Genomic DNA, 16,520 nt, shown 5'->3' on the forward strand with positions numbered 1-16,520 from the left:
AACAACGCCACCACCCTGGTCTACGACGAACGCGCGAGCCTTGTCGAGGCCCGGGTTCCGCACAAGACCGGGATCACCCGCACCACGAAGTTCGTTTACGACGAGGTCGGCAACCGCACCAAGACCATCACCCCCCGCGGTGTCGAGACCACTGACGATCCGGACGACTTCGTCGCCGAAACCATCTACGACAAACTTAACCGCCCCAAGGAACAGCTGACCCCGTTCGACCGCGACCACGCCGAGATCACAACCCCCGACAAGACGATCTACACCTACGACGAGGCAGGTCGGCTCACCGAGGTGTCCATGCCCCCCTCAGCGGGGCAGACCATCCGCAACATCACCCGCTACAGCTACTTCGACAACGGCTGGCAGCGCACCTCCACCGACCCCTGGGGCATCCAGACCAGCTACGACTACAACGCCCTCGGCCAGCAAACCCTGCGCACCCTCACCAGCGCCGGCGGCTCCACCGACCGCACCATGGTCTGGGACTACTACCCCGACGGGAAACTCAAATCCCGCAGCGACAGCGGCGCCCCTGTCGGCAAACACGAAATCCTGGTGGACAACTCCGACAGCTCACGGGTCTCCTTCGTCGGCCCAGGCGAGGACGTGACAGTCCGCGACACCTCCGGCACCGGATACCACGGCTACGACTACGGCCGAGCCCCAGCAGGCACGTTCACCTGGAACCCCGTCGTCCCCGCCGACGGCACCTACGAGGTCTTCGTCCGCTACCCACAGGCCGCCAACGGCGCGCAGGCCGCGACGTACGCGGTAGATACCGGCACGACCCGGACGTTCAAGGGCGTCGACCAGACCCAGGGCGGTGGCGCGTGGGTGAGCCTCGGCCGCCATCAGCTGACGGCGGGCACGGCGGCGAAGGTCGAGCTTTCCGATGACGTGGCCACCGGAGACCTGCTCGCGGACGCGGTGAAGCTGGTCCGCGACAACACCGGTGTCCCGGACAACGAGGCCAAAACGTTCTCCCACGTCTACGACGCCAACGCCAACCTCACCACGCTCACCGACTCCAGCCCCGGCACCCCGGTCGACACCTACGCGATGACCTACAACGGGCTCAACCAACTCACCAAGGTCGAAGAAAAACTCGCCACCACCATCAAGAACACCACGCTGTTCACCTACAACGAGAACGGCGCCATCAAAACCCGCGACCACGACCGCCAAGACTCGGTGTTCGACTACAACACCCGCAACCTACTCGACAAGGTCACCAACACCGAAACCGGCGGCACCCCCAAGATCACCGCCTTCACCTACACCCCACGCGGCCAGATCGACATCGAGACCAAGGCCAACGGCAACACCGTCGACCACGGCTACCACCTCGACGGCGCCCTCGCCTCCCAGGTCGAGAAGAAGACCGATGGCACCCTCGTTGCGCAACATCTGATCGAGTACACGCCGAACGGCAACCGCGCCACCGACCACACCAAGATCCAGAACGCGGACAATCACGCTGGCTACCTCGACCACATCTACAACTACACCTACGACCCGCGGGAACGGCTCTCCCAGGTCCAGAAGAAGAACCCGACCAGCGGCGCGGTGATCGAGTCCGAGACCTACCGGCACGACGCCAACAACAACGTCGTCGACCAAACCGTCGACGGCACCCAAACCCAGTTCACCTACGACCGCAACCGCCTCGTTACCGCCGCCAGCGGCGGGGCTACCGCGGCTTACAACTACGACCCGTTCGGACGGCTCGACTCGGTCATCTCCGCCGGCCAGATCATCGAGCAGTACATTTACGACGGTTTCGACCGCACCACCACCCACCGCAAACGCAGCAGTGGCGGCAGCCTGACCTCGACGAGCTACGCCTACGATCCGCTCGACCGCACCACGTCGAAGACCGACAAGGCGGGCACCCCGGAGGCGAAGACCACAGACTTCGCCTACCTCGGCCTCACCGACAAGGTCGTCGCCGAAGAGATCGCCGGCCAGCTTGACCGGACTTATCAGTACGACGCCTACGGTCGCCGTCTGACCCAGCAGAAGAAGGACACCGACGGTTCGGGCCCGGAGGTGGCGGAGGACTCCTATTACGGCTACAACCCGCACACCGACGTCGAAATCCTCACCACACAGGCGGGTGACACGAAGGCGACCTACGGCTACACCGCCTACGGCAAGGACGACGAGCAGGCGTTCACCGGTATCGACAAGCCGGACACCCAGAACCCGGGCAAGGAACCGTTCAACTTCTACCGCTACAACGGCAAACGCTTCGACCCCGCCTCCGGCGGCTACGACATGGGGTTCCGCGACTACCAACCCGGGATCAACCGCTTCATGACGCGGGACATGTACAACGGCGCCCTCGCTGACTTCAACCTCGCCACCAACCCCTGGACCGGCAACCGCTACGCCTTCACTGGCGGCAACCCCATCAGCCGCATAGAAATCGACGGCCACTGCTGGGTGTGGGACTTCGTCTGCGACGGTGCCGAGGCTGTTGGAGAATTTGCCGTAGACACAGCCGACAAGGCTGTCGAGGTCGCAAGCGACGTCGGCAACTACGTCGCCGACACTTTTGGGGACGCCGTCGACTTCTTCTCGGAGCACATCGATGACTTCGGCGAGATGGCTCTCGGCGCAGCCACTGCTATCGGTGGCGGCTTCCTTGCCATAGCAGGAGGCACTCTTGCGGCCGGCGGAGCGGCTGCCTGCGGCACCGGCGTGCTATGTCCCGCAGGCATACCCGCCATGGGAGTCGGGACGGCTGCGGCAGCAACCGGCGGAGGTATCTTCCTCGCCGGCGCGGCGATGGTCGCCAACGGATTCTCGGGTCTGTTCGACAACACAGGTGGCGGCAGCGGTGGCGGAATGTCAGGCGAGGCAAAGCTGCCGAAAAACTTGCGAGTGACGCCGGAACGCTCAACGCATATTCGAAGCGAACACGGGCCGGGTGCCAGAGATCGAAACCCTGAGAAAGGCGAGTTCTCTGACGACTTCTTCTATGATAGGAATGATAACGATGTCCTCGATAAAAGAGTTATTGAGGCTGCGCGTAACGGTGACGTGCGCGTCAATGACAAAGGGCCCGGTGTGATCTCTCGTTACGATTTCGGACCAGGAAACGAGATTGGTTGGGATGGAGAACGTCCCACAAGTATCATTGAAGTGGTCATATATCCAGATGGTAGAATCTGGACGGCATATCCTACACTATGATGTGGTGAGGCTCCAAAGATGTACCGTGTTGAGCGTGTGGCAACCGACAGAGTCTCGGGTAAGGTCGTCGGCGCATGTCTTAACCTTGAGGGCAATCCAGTCAGGCTCGTGAGGGAGAAAGAAGGCCTGCGAATATATGCGAATGACCTCGTGATCCCGGTTCCGTCGGCGGCGAGTTCGGCGGATGTGGTCGATGTGCTAGGAGATCAGTATATCCTGGTGAGACGTCGAGTATCCCCGGAGGACTATCGGTCATTCGAGAAGAATGCGTGGATAATCACCAAATCAGGAGAGTTGGTCCGTGCGTTCGCCTTGACCGGCCGATTCTCTGGGGTTGCGACGGACTATAGTAGCCGAATTTGGACTCGATATGAGGATCAGGCAGGGTTCTGGATGCCGCCCCCGGGTGCCAATAATTCCAGCCATCAGGCGAGGGATTCGTACCTGTTGCCTGGTGCGGTGCGTTGGGATGACACTGGGTTGTTTAACTGGGTACTATCAGAGGATGGAGGGATTGATCCTCCGCTGATTCATTGTGGCGTTATCAATTGTTCTCGCGACGCAACGATCTTCGCTATTGATCATGAGAACTCCGTGTTACGATTCTCGGGTGATTCAAACTTGTCGGTCTGCTCTACGCCGGTCCAAAGCCCGTGGGGTCTGGCCGTTGTCGAGAATAAAGTCGCCTTCCTGGGGAGATACGAGCCGTTGAAGAGGCGCGGTGCGCCTACTACTGGCTACGATGTGGTGACTGTTGGCGAAATCATTGATCAATCATTTACGGTCGTAGACATCGGTACTGCGGTCATGTCGGACGGATCTCCGTTTCCTAGGCCGCCGCAGGTGATATATTCACGGGATGGCTCAATATTGATGCACTTCGGTGATCCTTCAATTCTATATATTCTATCTGTATTCTAACGGTGGAGACAAGGCCATTCAACAGTGCTGTCGATGAGCTTTACGCGCTGGCCGGTCTTGCAGATTTCGCACGCCCGAATGATACCTGGTTGGAATCGAGCACTCTCTAGAGCTCCGACTGCCAGATGACTATAAGGAGATAGAGTCAGAAAAATTCCCCGTAGGTCACTTCCACGGATTTTCGCGTGCTCCGACTGGGCGATCGAAGAGGAGTACCGTAAGGGTACCTGGCTATTAGAGACGTCGAGCGTTATTCAGAAGTGTTGATCTTGTTGGTAGCGCAACAGCCCCGTCTGGTTAGGATCGTTTCCTTCCACAGAACACGACTGACCAGGGCGGGGCTGTTGCGGTACGAGTCTACGACGGGTCTTGATCACGCTCAGATCCAGGAGCTGGTCGCCCGGATCAACCAGGTCCTGCCCGCAACGAAGCGGGGCCGCCGTCCGGTACTGGGGTTGTACCGGCGGGTGGTGCTCACCCTGGTGCTGCTGCGGTCCAACGCCGCCCAGACCATGCTGGCCGACTTGTTCGGGATCTCCCAGCCCACCGTGTCCCGGATCTACCGGACGATGCTGCCGCTGGTCGAGCAGGTCACCTGCCTGCACCGGCCGCCCCTGCCCGACGTACTACGCGGACGGGTGGTGCTCGTGGACGGCACCATGATCCCGATCGGGAACCGCCGCACCGACCGGGCCACCCACGACGCCAACTACTCCGGCAAACACCACAAAGCCGGACTGTCCGTCCAAGTCCTCTCCGACCTGGACGGACACCTCCTCGCCGTGGCCGAACCCATGCCCGGCAAAACCCACGACCGGGCCGGGTTCACCGCCGCCGGATACGACCAGCTCCTCGCCACCACACCCACCATCGGCGACCTCGCCTACCAGGGCACCCACGTGATCCGACCCCACCGCAAACGCCCCGGCCACACCACCCACGACCCCGCCACCGCCATCTGGAACCACAGCGTGGCCTCGATCCGCATCGCCGTCGAACGCTGCATCGCCCACTGGAAGAACTGGAAGATTCTCGCCACCGGCTACCGCGGACGACTCACCGAACTCCCCAACCTCATCCGCATCATCACCACCCTCGAGTACTACCGCCTCGGCTGGTGAACCACTTCTGAATAACGCTCGTCGACTCGGCGACATGAGGACTTGGCAAGCGGACGAGCCTGAACGCTTCCCTATCCAATTTCCGGAGTCGGGCGGCCTCGTTCCGTGGGGTGAGAAGACCCCGACGAGACGCTGACCCGGGCGCGTGAGCGGTGTCTGCCCGTCGTAGGTGCCAGGGTGTTAAGGGCGCGATCGGCGGCCTTCGTGACCGATGTGTTTCACACCGGCGAAACTGGAGCAAACCTGGAGCAGGGGTGCGTGCACAACCGCGCCGTACTGCACTGGACCGCGCCAAGCCGCTTTGGTTGCAACCGTTCTGACGTGGGGATTGGCTAAAGGCGCAGGTCAGGGGCATGTTGCGTATCACACTGGCAGTGTGGGGGTCAGGGGTTCGAACCCCCTCAGTTCCACTTCCGAATCTGTTTCAGAAGCGCCCGTTGACCTGCGAGAACAAGGTCGGCGGGCGATCTTGGGTTCCGTCCTTTGTGGATAGTGACATCTAAACCCTGGAGCAAACTGGAGCACGCCCCCTGACCCTGTTCAAATGGCGAATGGCAGGACCCGTTGGACGTCGATATCCACTGCTGCCGAAGATCCTGACGCGCAGGGTGTGCGGTGTCCGAATGTACGGATCTTGTACGGGCCTGTCCCACAGTACGTGCATGTCGCTTCGTTACAAGAGTCTCAGCCGTCGTGGGTTCTTGGCCGTGGTTCCGGCGGCGGTGTTCGCACCGTCGGTGGCGGCTGCGAGTGCCGGCACCGCAGACATGGAACTGGTCGTACTGGCCGCGCAGTGCGACCCGGTGAAGGATGGCACCGGGCTCACCCCGGGCGCGGGGACGAGTGTGCGGTTGGTCGAGCAGGCGCTCGTCGCCGAAGGCCTGCTGGCCGCCCAGTATGTCGATGGGCACTTCGGCACCGCGACCCGGAGCGCCTACGGGCGTTGGCAGGAGTCGCTCGGGTACCAGGGCCTGGCGGCGAACGGGCTGCCGGGCAAGGCGTCGCTCACCGCGCTCGCACAGAACCGGTTCACGCTGGTCCGCACCATCACGCCGGGCACCCGGACGACGATGCAGGGCTTCCCTTTCAACACCCGCACCGTCGCGATGCTCCAGGAGGCGCGGCGCCTCTGCGGCGTTCCGCTGGTGGTCGAGCAGGGCTCGTACTCGCCGGGCAACGACCCCACCTCCGCGGGCACACACGACGGCGGCGGCGCGGTCGACCTCGACGCGGAGGCCCTCACCTCGACACAGCGAACCGCACTGGTCACCGCCCTGCGGCGGGTGGGCTTCGCCGCGTGGCTGCGCAGGCCCCGTCAGGGCGACTGGCCACTGCACATCCACGCCGTCGCGGTGAACGACACCGACCTGTCCACCCCAGCGCAGAAACAGGTCGGCCAGTACTACCTCGGCCGCAACGGACTGGCGGACAACGGCCCGGACGACGGTCCACAGGTGACGAAGGTGACGTGGGAGCAGTACCTCCGCACCGCCTGACCGTACCGTCGGTGACCACCGCGGACAGCGGTGGTTGAGCAACGGAGCGGCTGCCCGCCCTGACCGACTGCCTCACGTCGCTGGGTGCCTCGCATCGAAGGTTCAACCTGCAACCGTGGCACCACGCGGCGGTCGGCGACAGCTGATCTCCACGCTGCGGGTTCGCGCCCGTGACACCTGGAGACATCATCGCCAACAGCATGCGCGAGGCGACACCGGCGAACCGACTCGGCATACTCCTCGGCCGGTCGGAATGGATCGTGACCCGCCGTGAGGCGCGACTGTCCTGCCGCTCCCGGGACCGGACCGGTCTGTGGCACGTCAGGTGGCGGCCAGCGGCGACTCGGTCGAGAACGTGGCGCGCGGTGAGTGCTGGTGCAAGGCCGCCGAGGTCACGGTGGCTGTGGGCCAGCAGCTGCTCAGTTGTTCGGTGATCGTGGTGGTGAGTCGTGCGATGTCGGCGGCCGCCGTCTCGTGCACCGCCTCGGCGACCACGAGTACGGCGGTGGTGTCATCCCGCACCGCGGACCAGCCGCTCTGCCGGTCGGTCCAGCGGCGGGCGTGGGCGCGGCCGACGTTGTCGACGAAGATCACCTCGTCGGGCTGCGGATGTTCGGTGTCTCCGCCGAAGGTCAGGTACGGCTCGTCGCCGTTCGCGTGCCGCACGGTCACGCCCCCGGTGATCCTCACCGCGTCGAAGACGCCGATCGGGATCGCCAAGGCGAGCGACAGAGCGTTGCACAGGTCGATCACGGGATGGATGCGCGGAGACCGGTGGTGCGACGGAGTCGCTGTACAGCGGGGCCAGCATCGCGGGTGGGATGGGCATCGGGTTGTTCTCGGCCGCGTTGCGGTTCGGCTCGCGGGCTCGTTTCGCCGGGTCGGCCGGGTTGAGGCCGCGGCCGCCGGGTGCTCCGTTGGGCGGGCCGTTGGGCGACGGGCCCTCGAACGAGCCCGCTGCCCGAACCCGTGATTACACCGTTGCCAATTCCTGGCGCTTGGCCGTTCCCGGTCTGGTTGCAGTTGCCGGTCAGCCCACGGCCCTCCGGCCGCAGCGGGCATAGGCCGGAGCCGATGCCGCCACCCGGCTGGGTTCTGGCGTGACCGTCGGGGTCGACGTAGTTCAGCGGCGAGCCGCCCGTGTAGCCGTACCGGTTCGTGACGGGTGACGGTGTGACCGGTTTCGTTGCCTTCGGCGTCGGTCATGCGGATGACGCGGTTGTGGTCGTCGTAGAGCAGGGTGGCGACGCGGGTCGGGTCGTAGGTCGTGGTGGTGCGCAGGCGGTGGGTTTCGGCGGTGACCGTGGTCGTCACTGCCGGTCAGGGTGGCGAGGTTGGCGTTGGCGTCGTAGGCGTGGGGAACGTCTTGGCCTCGTTGTCCGGGACACCGGAGTCGTCGCGGACGAGTTCACCGCGTCGGCGAACAGGTCACCGTCTCGCTCTCCGGCGCGTGGTCCGAGCGCACTGACCATGCGTGATCGCGTTGTTGCCGACCGGGCGGCCATACGACGGCGAAGGGTCCAAGATCGGTTAAGAGCAGGCAACAATACCGGTCAGTAGTGGGTGGCTCGGCGATGTGATGGCAGGATGCCCCTCACTCGACCTGACCTGAGTAACGAGGAGCCCAACCGTGACGCGTCGACCCACGCTGAAGGTATTCGCGGTGTTACCGGCACTGGCGATCATGCTGGCGGGCTGCGGGGATGCCAGCGCGCCCTCCGGTGACGGAAGCAGTGCGGACGGGGGTCCCGAACTGGTCAACGAGGGCAAGCTGACCAACTGCACCGGGCTGCCCTACAAGCCATTCGAGTACGAGGAGGGTGGCGAGGTCATCGGCTTCGACATCGACCTCATGGACCTGGTGGCCAAGGAGCTGGGCGTCGAGCAGGACGTCGTCGACACGCCGTTCGACGGCATCCAGTCCGGCGCGGACTTCAACGCCGGCAAGTGCGACCTGTCGTCGGCGGGCATGACGATCACCGACGAGCGCAAGCAGAACATCGACTTCTCCGACCCGTACTTCGACGCCACCCAGGCGCTGGTCGCGAAGAAGGGTTCAGGCATCGCCAGCCTCGACGACCTCGAGGGCAAGCGCCTCGGCGTGCAGAACTCCACCACCGGCCAGACGTATGCCGCCGAGAACGCGCAGGGCGCGGAGTCCGTCGTCTTCGAGGACCTCGGCCTGCTGTTGCAGGCGGTCGAGACCGGTGCCGTGGACGCCGGCATCAATGACAACGGCGTGCTCTACGACTGGGTCAAGGAGAAGACCGACTTCGAGGTCGTCACCGAGTTCGACACCGGCGAGCAGTACGGCATCGGCATGCGCAAGGGCAACACCGCGCTCGCCGACGTGGTGAACAAGGTGCTGGCCGACGCCAAGGCGAGCGGCGAGTACGACCGGATCTACGAGAAGTGGTTCGGCACCAAGCCCGGCGCCAACTGACCGATCGACAAGGGCTCGCGCGATTCTCGCGCGGGCCCTTCCCTCGTGACGGCCTTCTCGAGGAGTGAGTGATGGCCCTGTCCAAGCGCAAGCGCGCGAAAGTCATCCGCTGGGTCCAGTACGGGATCCTCGTCGCCGTCGTGGCGGTGATCGCCTTCGCCGCCGACTGGAGTCGGATCGGCGCCGCGTTCTTCGACCTCGAAGTCGCCGCGGAGCAGTTCCCGGACGTCATCACGATCGGGCTGGTCAACACCGTCATCTACACCGCGCTCGGGTTCGGCTTCGGGCTGCTGCTCGGGTTGCTGCTGGCACTGATGCGACTGTCGACCGTGGCGATCAACCGCTGGGTCGCGGGAGCCTACGTCGAGTTCTTCCGCGGCCTGCCGGCCCTTCTGGTGATCCTGGCCGTCGGCACTGGCATCCCCCTCGCGTTCCCCGGCATCATCCTCGACAAGTACGTGGCGCTGATGCTGGCGCTGGGCATCGTCGGCGCGGCCTACATGGCGGAGACCTTCCGGGCCGGCATCCAGGCGGTGCCCCGCGGGCAGATCGAGGCCGCCCGGTCGCTGGGCATGTCGCCGGCCAGGACCATGATCACGGTGGTCATCCCGCAGGCGTTCAAGATCATACTTCCGCCGCTGACCAACGAGCTGATCCTGCTCACCAAGGACTCCTCGCTCGCGCTGTTCCTCGGGTCCTCGATCGACGAGTACGAGCTGACCCAGTTCGGCCGGGTGGCGCTGAACGAGTCGCGCAGCCTGACTCCGGTACTCGTCGCCGGTCTCTGCTACCTGGCCATCACGATCCCGCTGTCGTACCTGTCCCGGTACCTGGAGCGGCGCACCGGCGGCAAGAAGATCGCCTCACCCGAGGCGCCCGGCCTGGAGGTGGCGGCATGACCGAACTGGTGAGCGAGGTTTCGGGCGATGTCGCGGTCGACGTCACCGACCTGCACAAGTCGTTCGGATCGGTCGAGGTGCTGCGCGGCATCGACCTTCGGGTCAACCGCGGCGAGGTGGTCTGCATCATCGGCCCGTCCGGATCCGGCAAGTCCACGCTGCTGCGTTGTGTGAACCTGCTCGAGGAGCCCAACAGCGGCACGGTGATGGTGAACGGCGTCGCACTGACCGACCCGGACGTCGACATCGATGCCGCGCGCAGCAGGATCGGCATGGTCTTCCAGTCGTTCAACCTGTTCAGCCACCTCAACGTGTTGAACAACCTGACGATCGCGCAGCGCAAGGTGCTCGGCCGCGGCCGAGCGGAGGCAACCGAGACCGCACTCGCCAACCTTGCGCGAGTCGGTCTGTCCGGCCGGGAGAACGCGCTGCCGAACGAGCTCTCCGGCGGCCAGCAGCAGCGGGTGGCGATAGCGCGGGCGCTGTCGATGGACCCTGACGTGATGCTGTTCGACGAACCGACCTCCGCGCTGGACCCGGAGCTGGTCGGCGACGTCCTCGGGGTGATGCGCCAGCTCGCCGACGAGGGCATGACGATGCTCGTGGTGACCCACGAGATGCAGTTCGCCCGCGAGGTAGCGGACAACGTGCTGTTCATGGATGCCGGCACGGTGGTCGAGGAAGGCCCGCCGGACCAGGTGATCGGCGCCCCGCGACACGAGCGCACCCGAACGTTCCTGGCCCGGGTGCTCAACCCCACACACCAGCACACCAGCGGGACCTAGCCTCGATCTTTCATCTGGTACCAGGACCGCTGTTCGTAGGCAACCGAATCGGTCGATTGGTCGGCGTCGGAACCGATGTCGGTCCGGCGGTGTAGGAGTGGCATGAGAATGCGTGCCCTCCTCGCGGGTGTCCTGCTCGTCGCGGCGTGTGGCCCGGATCCGACCCCACGCTCCGCTCCGCCTGCCGATCTTGTGTTCTATCGTTCAGCACAGGGCATCGTGGTCGCCGACGGCCGGGGTGAGGTGCTGTCGGCGGGGGCCACCGTGGCAGCCCCGGACTGGGCCCGGCTCTACGCGGTTCGCGGCGGCGACCTCGTCACGATTGAGCCGGCGACGGGCCGTGAGGTGGCGAGCACGGCTGTGCGCGAGGGGTTGAGCGCGCGGGTGGTGTCGGCCGACGGGGGTCTGGTCGCGCTCACCGAGTCGGGCGGCGACACCTATGAGCCGATTCCGAGGACGCGGACCAGGATCACGGTCGCCGACCCGAGCGGTGCGGCCCCGGCTCGGGATTTCGACCTGGTCGGCAACTTCGAGCCGGAAGCGTTCTCCGGAGACCGCACCCATCTGTACGTACTGGAGTACCTGCCGGCGACCGCTCCGGCGCGATACCGGGTGCGGCGGGTGGAGTTGGCGACCGGCACGGTGGTTCCCCTGCTGCTGCGCGACAAGTCGGTGGTCCCGGCCGGTGCGGAGGAGGAGATGCGCGGTGAGGGCAGGCAAGCGGTGCTGTCGCCGGACCGCGGTCGCCTGTACACGCTCTACCTGCACCAGGGCGACCACGAGCACACCCGCGACCTGCTCCCCGGCCCCACCTCGGGCGGCTCGCAGGTGCACGCGTTCGTCCACGTCCTGTCGCTCACCGAAGGCTGGGCTTACTGCCTGGACCTGCCCAGCCCTTTCGGCGAGCACCCAGCGGGCACGCACGCGCTGACCGTCTCCCCGGACGGCACCCGGCTCTACGTCGGCGAACTGACCACGAAGCGGGTGGCCGTGGCCGACACCGCTGAGCTGACCATCACCCGGGTCGCCACCCTGCCAGACGACCAGGTGGGCGGGGTCGGTGCGACGATGTCGATGTCCCCTGACGGCGACACGCTCTATGTCGGATCGGCGAGAAACGTGCTGGCACTGGACGCCAAGGCGCTGACGGTGCGTGACCTCTGGCCGACGCCGGAGCCGGTCCAAGGGCTGGCGGTACGTCCCGACGGACGGCAGGTCCTCGTCGGCCAGCGCGACCACATCGCCCGCCTCGACCCTGGAACCGGCAAGATCCTCGACACCGTCGTCGCGCCGGACCTCCGCACGCTCTACACGACCATCGCCCGATAGCTGTGCTCCTGCTCGACTGGAGTCATCGCCAGTCGTGAATGTGCTGTCCGAAGTCCGCGCGGACGAGGGTGCCGAGGAGACGATCATGGTTCGCTTTGACTGACGGCCATGTGGGGTCGCCTTGCGGGGTTCTCCTCCGCCATCTGTGCTCAACCGGCGTCATTCGTGGTGGACTGCCGCCGCGACGGGTTCGGTCGCGGTCGATGGGGGATGCTGGTGAGGAACTGCTGCCATCTCTGGGCGTTGCACTATGCGGCGTCACAGCCGAAGCTGTGACGCCGCATGATCTCGCAGGATCGGTCCAAGCGGTCTTGTTGATCGTCGGTGTTCAGTGATGTGTTGGGTCGTGCCCGGTCCACAGCCACGCGGTGGTTGTGACTTCCTTGACCCGGATATCGATGTGGGTGAAGTGCTCTGGTGGTAGTCCTGGCATGTCCTCGCCGACGACGAAGGAGTGGAGGCGGTCTGAGACAACGACGGCTACCTGGCGAGCGAGGCTGTCGGCAAGCCACTTGCGTGGTGGCGCGCTGTTGACCAGCCTGCCGAGGTTTGTCGCTACAGCACCGTCGAATCCGAGTTGCGCCACGCTCACCGGGCCAATGTCGACCGCGACACGTAGCTGCACCTGGTCGCGGAACTCGTCGTTGTCGGCAGCAAGGTGGGTCACGGTCGAGCGGAGCAGTTGTGGAAGGGAGCGCTGGAAGTCGAGATCCTCCGGGAGGAACACCAGTATGCCGTCTCCGGTGCCCTGCCAGTCGGTGCTGGCCAAGGTCACGCCCAGGTCGTTCAGCGTGACATTCGCGAGCGCGGGGAGCCGCTGTTGTACACGCTTTTTGTCGCGTGCGGTACGGGCACCGTAGCCGACCACGTCCCAGACGAAGCCCATCCTGAACGGGCGAGGACGGGGGTCCTGCCACATGGTCTTGTCGAGCTGGTCACGCAAGAAAAATTGCACCAATCGGTGTAGTTGGAGCGTGTTGCGTGCGTGGTCGATCTTCGCGAGGCTGTAGCGCGGCATGTCCGGAGCGCCGCGCACGCCTGCAGGAACTCATGGTGTGGCGGCCGGGCCTGCGCGGTTCCGGTGAGGAGCGTCAACGCCGTGAAGCCGATTGCGGCACAGGCCAGGTGCAGTTTGGTGGACAGCCCGCCCCGTGACCGGCCCCCGTACGCACCCGCCACCGAATCTAGTCGAGCCGCTTCCAGGTGGTGTCCGGGAAGGTTCGATGCGCTGCCACAGCCCGTCGAGCACGATCCAAGGTGGCTGCTCGCCACGCCTCACACCACCGCATCGTTGATCATTGTCGCGAGCAGGGATTCCGCCTTCGTGGTCTGGGCGTGCAGTACGTTGGGGCCCGAGCGCCTGCTCGTGATCAGGGCGGCTTCCCGCAGCCGGCCCAAATGGTAGGAGACCGTCGCCGGGCTCAGGGCGTGGCGGTGGGCCAGTTCTTTGGTCGACCGGGGCACCCGCAGGTCTTCTAGCAGTGTGGTCCGCCGGGCGCCAAGTACCACCGAGGGCTGCATCGGCGATGGCTGCGACCAGATCCGTCCTCGGCCGCGAGCGGGGTAGCCGAGCATGACCTGCTCCGGTGTGCCACGCCACATCGCGGGGCTCGGCAGGAACACCGACGGTGTCAGCACGAGCCCAGGCCGCGGATCCGCGGCCACCTCGGAACGCAGGTCCACCGTCAGGTACTCGCCGTCCCACTGCAGGCTGGGGTGGAGGTCGATGACGACCTGGCTCAGGCCGACCCGCATCGCGCGTGCCGCACGGTCCCTGATGTCCTCGTCCATGATGCGGCGCAGCATCGGCCACGAGTCGGCAAGGACCGCCTCCCAGCAGATTCGTAGCTCCTCGGCGGCTCGTTCGGCAACCGCCCGGCCACCTCCGCGGGCCAGCTCGTCCGCGATGATGTCGGGCAGGGCGGTGTGCGGGCCGCTGTCACACCCGGTCTGCTGTCCGTGATCGGTGCCGAAGGTCTGGTCGAGCTGGGCGCGGACGACCTCGTCCGGGGTCGCCGCTACCGCGGTCAGCTCCGTCTCCAACGTCGGCTCGTACTCGGTGGGCCAGGGCACCAGGAAGTCCGGCACGTACCACGACCCGTGGCTGACAAGGGCGTGAACCAGGGCGGCAGCACGTGGGGCGAGCCGGGGCCGGGTGAGCGCCACCCATGCGTGCGCGAACGGGGCCCGCTCCGGGTGCGCCAGCACCTCGAGGGCGCAGGAGAGCTCGGCCATGCGGGACAACGCGAACCGGGACCGGAGGAGTCGGCCGGGGTCTGCGCGCAGCCTCAGCACGGCCGACCTGGCCCGGAACCGGGAGCTGGACGATACATCGGCGTCGTGTTGTGACCGGTCACGGCATCACCTCCGCGCTGACTCTCGCGGAAGTGAGCATAACGGGGTGCCCGGTTCACCGACGCGGGCGTTCGACGTTTTTCGAATACCTCGCGGCGTGCGGCACCAGCTGGTCGACTCGGGCAGGTCCGGTGACAGGGCGAGGAAAGGTGCTTATGAGCGACCACTCGAGGACATTCATCGACGGTTTCGCTTCGGCTGAAGGGATGCGGGAACTCGATGACGCGATCGAGGTAGCTACCCGGCGCGCCGAGGTGTTCGGCGAGGCCAACCGGCGGATCGACGCCATCACCGTGACGCAGTGCTCACCCGACGGCGCGGTGGAGGTCACCGTCGGCGCCAGTGGCAACGTGCTGAACGTCCGCTGCACCGAGCGGGTTCGCACCATACCGCCGCATCAGCTCGCGGCCGTCATCCAGCAGTGCGTGCAGGCCGCACAGGCCGGGCTCGCCGGCCGGATCGAGGAGACGCTGCGGTCCGCCGCGCCTGATGACCCGCTCACCGACGAGCTGGTGGCCAACGCGCACAAGGCGTTTCCCCCGCCGCTGCCCGTGCCCGTGCAGGCGGCGGGAGGACCGGCCGGGCCGCGGCACATGGACATCGGCGGCATCGTGGACGACGACCCGCGGCCACGCCGGATGACACCACGCCGCCCGCGCCCGCCGTCTCGCGACGAGGACCCGGACGACTGGGGCGGCCGGTCCTTCATGTCGTGACACCGAAAGCGCACTACCAGGAAGGCAGAGATGGCGCCGCCGAAGACGTTCACGATCAAGCCGGACGAGCTGTACGCGCACGCCCGCGCGGTGGCCCAGATACAGCACCCGTTCGACTACCTGAGGGCCGCGACGAAGACGGTGTGCCCCGACGGGTTCAATGTGGCGTATGGGGTGTACTGCCAGGTGCTCGGGGCCGCGTTGATCCCAGCTCAGGAGCGCGCGCAGGACGCGATCGGGAAGATGTCCACAGCAGTGGACGGCGCGGTCGAACAGCTCCTCGATGCCGTCGACACATACGTCCACTCCGACGGGCAGGCCTCGCAGAAGCTGCGTGAACTCGGCGCCGAGCTATCGTCCAACGCGCCCAACAAGCTCATCAAGGATGGGACGACGTGGGACTGGAAGAACTACAACCCGCTCGACGGCGGTCCCATGACCAACATGGAGCCGAAGAACCTGACCAAGGGCGCCGGAATCGTCGGCGACGTCTACGACCTGTACACCCAGATCCACAACAGCGCCCAGCGCAACTACGCCACGATGGCGGGCCATGTCGCCTCCATCAGCGTCAACGCGGCCGCGATTGCCGGCGACCCGGTCGGTGTCGCCGTCGCCAGCGGGGCGGGTTGGGTGATGGAGCACATCAAGCCGTTCAAGCTCATCCTCGACGGGCTCGCCGGCAACCCCGACATGGTCAACGCCGCCAGTGACACCTGGAAGAACATCGCCGGGGAACTGGACCGGCTGGCCGGGCACTACACCGCCGCAGTCAAGCACGGCACCGGCAACTGGAACGGCGACGCCGGCGCGTCCTATCGGGACAAGTTCGCCTCACCCATCGTCGACGCCCTGAAATCGAGCGCCGTCCTCGCCAACGCGCTGAGCATCATCGTGGGCACAGCGGGCGAACTGGTCAACATGGTCCGGTCCCTCGCCCGAGATCTCACCGCGGAGGCGATCGGCATCCTCGTGGTCGAGGGGCTTAAGAAACTCGGCTACAAACCGCCGATGGACGAGATCGAGAACGTGCTCTACACGCTGAAGACCCTCAAGGGCGTCGTATCCTTCCTGATCGTCTTCGTGGACGAGTTCGCCAGGCAGATCCAGCTCCTCCTGGAGGCGTACAAGGCGGTCTCCGCCATCATCCCGAAGCTGAACGGCGTGTGAGCCTGATGACCGGCAGCTCCCGGTCTGTGTCCACGGGGCACCCGCGAGCGTCCTGTCCGGCAGAATCTGCTGGTG

General features: G+C 65.6%; 12 protein-coding genes and 1 tRNA gene. 10 read left to right on the plus strand and 3 right to left on the minus strand.

What is annotated here, in order from left to right; all coding sequences use genetic code 11:
* From ACIBVP_RS00005 to ACIBVP_RS00020, 4 genes are all read left to right on the plus strand, one after another.
* On the plus strand, positions 1 to 3,210 hold a 3,210-nt coding region (locus tag ACIBVP_RS00005; RefSeq protein WP_396103683.1), incomplete at its 5' end, for an RHS repeat-associated core domain-containing protein.
* A 1,265-nt stretch (positions 3,211 to 4,475) separates the two neighbouring features.
* Complete coding sequence (locus ACIBVP_RS00010) at positions 4,476 to 5,252, plus strand: transposase family protein (protein ID WP_396103684.1); 777 nt, start codon at positions 4,476 to 4,478, stop codon at positions 5,250 to 5,252.
* A gap of 324 nt (positions 5,253 to 5,576) precedes the next feature.
* Positions 5,577 to 5,662 (plus strand) — tRNA-Ala (locus ACIBVP_RS00015).
* A gap of 252 nt (positions 5,663 to 5,914) precedes the next feature.
* Positions 5,915 to 6,748 carry a peptidoglycan-binding protein gene (locus ACIBVP_RS00020; RefSeq protein WP_396103685.1) on the plus strand — a complete coding sequence of 278 codons (834 nt, stop codon included), beginning with the start codon at positions 5,915 to 5,917 and terminating at the stop codon, positions 6,746 to 6,748.
* Positions 6,749 to 7,069: 321 nt separating this feature from the next.
* Here ACIBVP_RS00020 and ACIBVP_RS00025 read toward each other — a convergent pair whose 3' ends face one another.
* On the minus strand, positions 7,070 to 7,954 hold the full coding sequence (locus ACIBVP_RS00025; RefSeq protein ID WP_396104893.1) for a B3/4 domain-containing protein: 885 nt from the start codon (positions 7,952 to 7,954) through the stop codon (positions 7,070 to 7,072).
* 424 nt (positions 7,955 to 8,378) lie between these two features.
* Here ACIBVP_RS00025 and ACIBVP_RS00030 point away from each other — a divergent pair, with 424 nt between their 5' ends.
* The 4 genes from ACIBVP_RS00030 (at position 8,379) to ACIBVP_RS00045 (ending at position 12,204) form a co-directional block, all read left to right on the plus strand.
* Positions 8,379 to 9,191 (plus strand): basic amino acid ABC transporter substrate-binding protein, encoded by an 813-nt coding sequence (locus ACIBVP_RS00030; RefSeq protein ID WP_396103686.1) that lies wholly within the window; start codon positions 8,379 to 8,381, stop codon positions 9,189 to 9,191.
* A gap of 71 nt (positions 9,192 to 9,262) precedes the next feature.
* Positions 9,263 to 10,090, plus strand: a complete 828-nt coding sequence (locus ACIBVP_RS00035) for an amino acid ABC transporter permease (RefSeq protein WP_396103688.1) — start codon at positions 9,263 to 9,265, stop codon at positions 10,088 to 10,090.
* Positions 10,087 to 10,875: an amino acid ABC transporter ATP-binding protein gene (locus tag ACIBVP_RS00040; RefSeq protein WP_396103689.1), complete on the plus strand. Its 789-nt coding sequence runs from the start codon at positions 10,087 to 10,089 to the stop codon at positions 10,873 to 10,875. Before ACIBVP_RS00035 ends, ACIBVP_RS00040 begins: the two co-directional genes overlap by 4 nt.
* 102 nt (positions 10,876 to 10,977) lie before the next feature.
* Positions 10,978 to 12,204 carry a hypothetical protein gene (locus ACIBVP_RS00045; protein WP_396103690.1) on the plus strand — a complete coding sequence of 409 codons (1,227 nt, stop codon included), beginning with the start codon at positions 10,978 to 10,980 and terminating at the stop codon, positions 12,202 to 12,204.
* A gap of 328 nt (positions 12,205 to 12,532) precedes the next feature.
* Here ACIBVP_RS00045 and ACIBVP_RS00050 read toward each other — a convergent pair whose 3' ends face one another.
* Both ACIBVP_RS00050 and ACIBVP_RS00055 read right to left on the minus strand, forming a co-directional pair.
* Entirely contained in the window at positions 12,533 to 13,222 is a 690-nt protein-coding gene (locus ACIBVP_RS00050; protein ID WP_396103691.1) for a hypothetical protein, read from the minus strand.
* Between the two features lie 257 nt (positions 13,223 to 13,479).
* Positions 13,480 to 14,499: a DUF5937 family protein gene (locus tag ACIBVP_RS00055; protein WP_396103692.1), complete on the minus strand. Its 1,020-nt coding sequence runs from the start codon at positions 14,497 to 14,499 to the stop codon at positions 13,480 to 13,482.
* A 266-nt stretch (positions 14,500 to 14,765) separates the two neighbouring features.
* On the opposite strand from ACIBVP_RS00055, the gene ACIBVP_RS00060 reads away from it, so the two are divergent.
* On the plus strand, positions 14,766 to 15,275 hold the full coding sequence (locus ACIBVP_RS00060) for a YbaB/EbfC family nucleoid-associated protein (RefSeq protein WP_396103693.1): 510 nt from the start codon (positions 14,766 to 14,768) through the stop codon (positions 15,273 to 15,275).
* A gap of 30 nt (positions 15,276 to 15,305) precedes the next feature.
* Positions 15,306 to 16,445, plus strand: a complete 1,140-nt coding sequence (locus ACIBVP_RS00065) for a type VII secretion target (protein ID WP_396103695.1) — start codon at positions 15,306 to 15,308, stop codon at positions 16,443 to 16,445.
* Positions 16,446 to 16,520 lie beyond the last annotated feature (75 nt).

The organism is Actinophytocola sp. NPDC049390 (genome assembly GCF_044466355.1).
GTDB lineage: Bacteria > Actinomycetota > Actinomycetes > Mycobacteriales > Pseudonocardiaceae > Actinophytocola.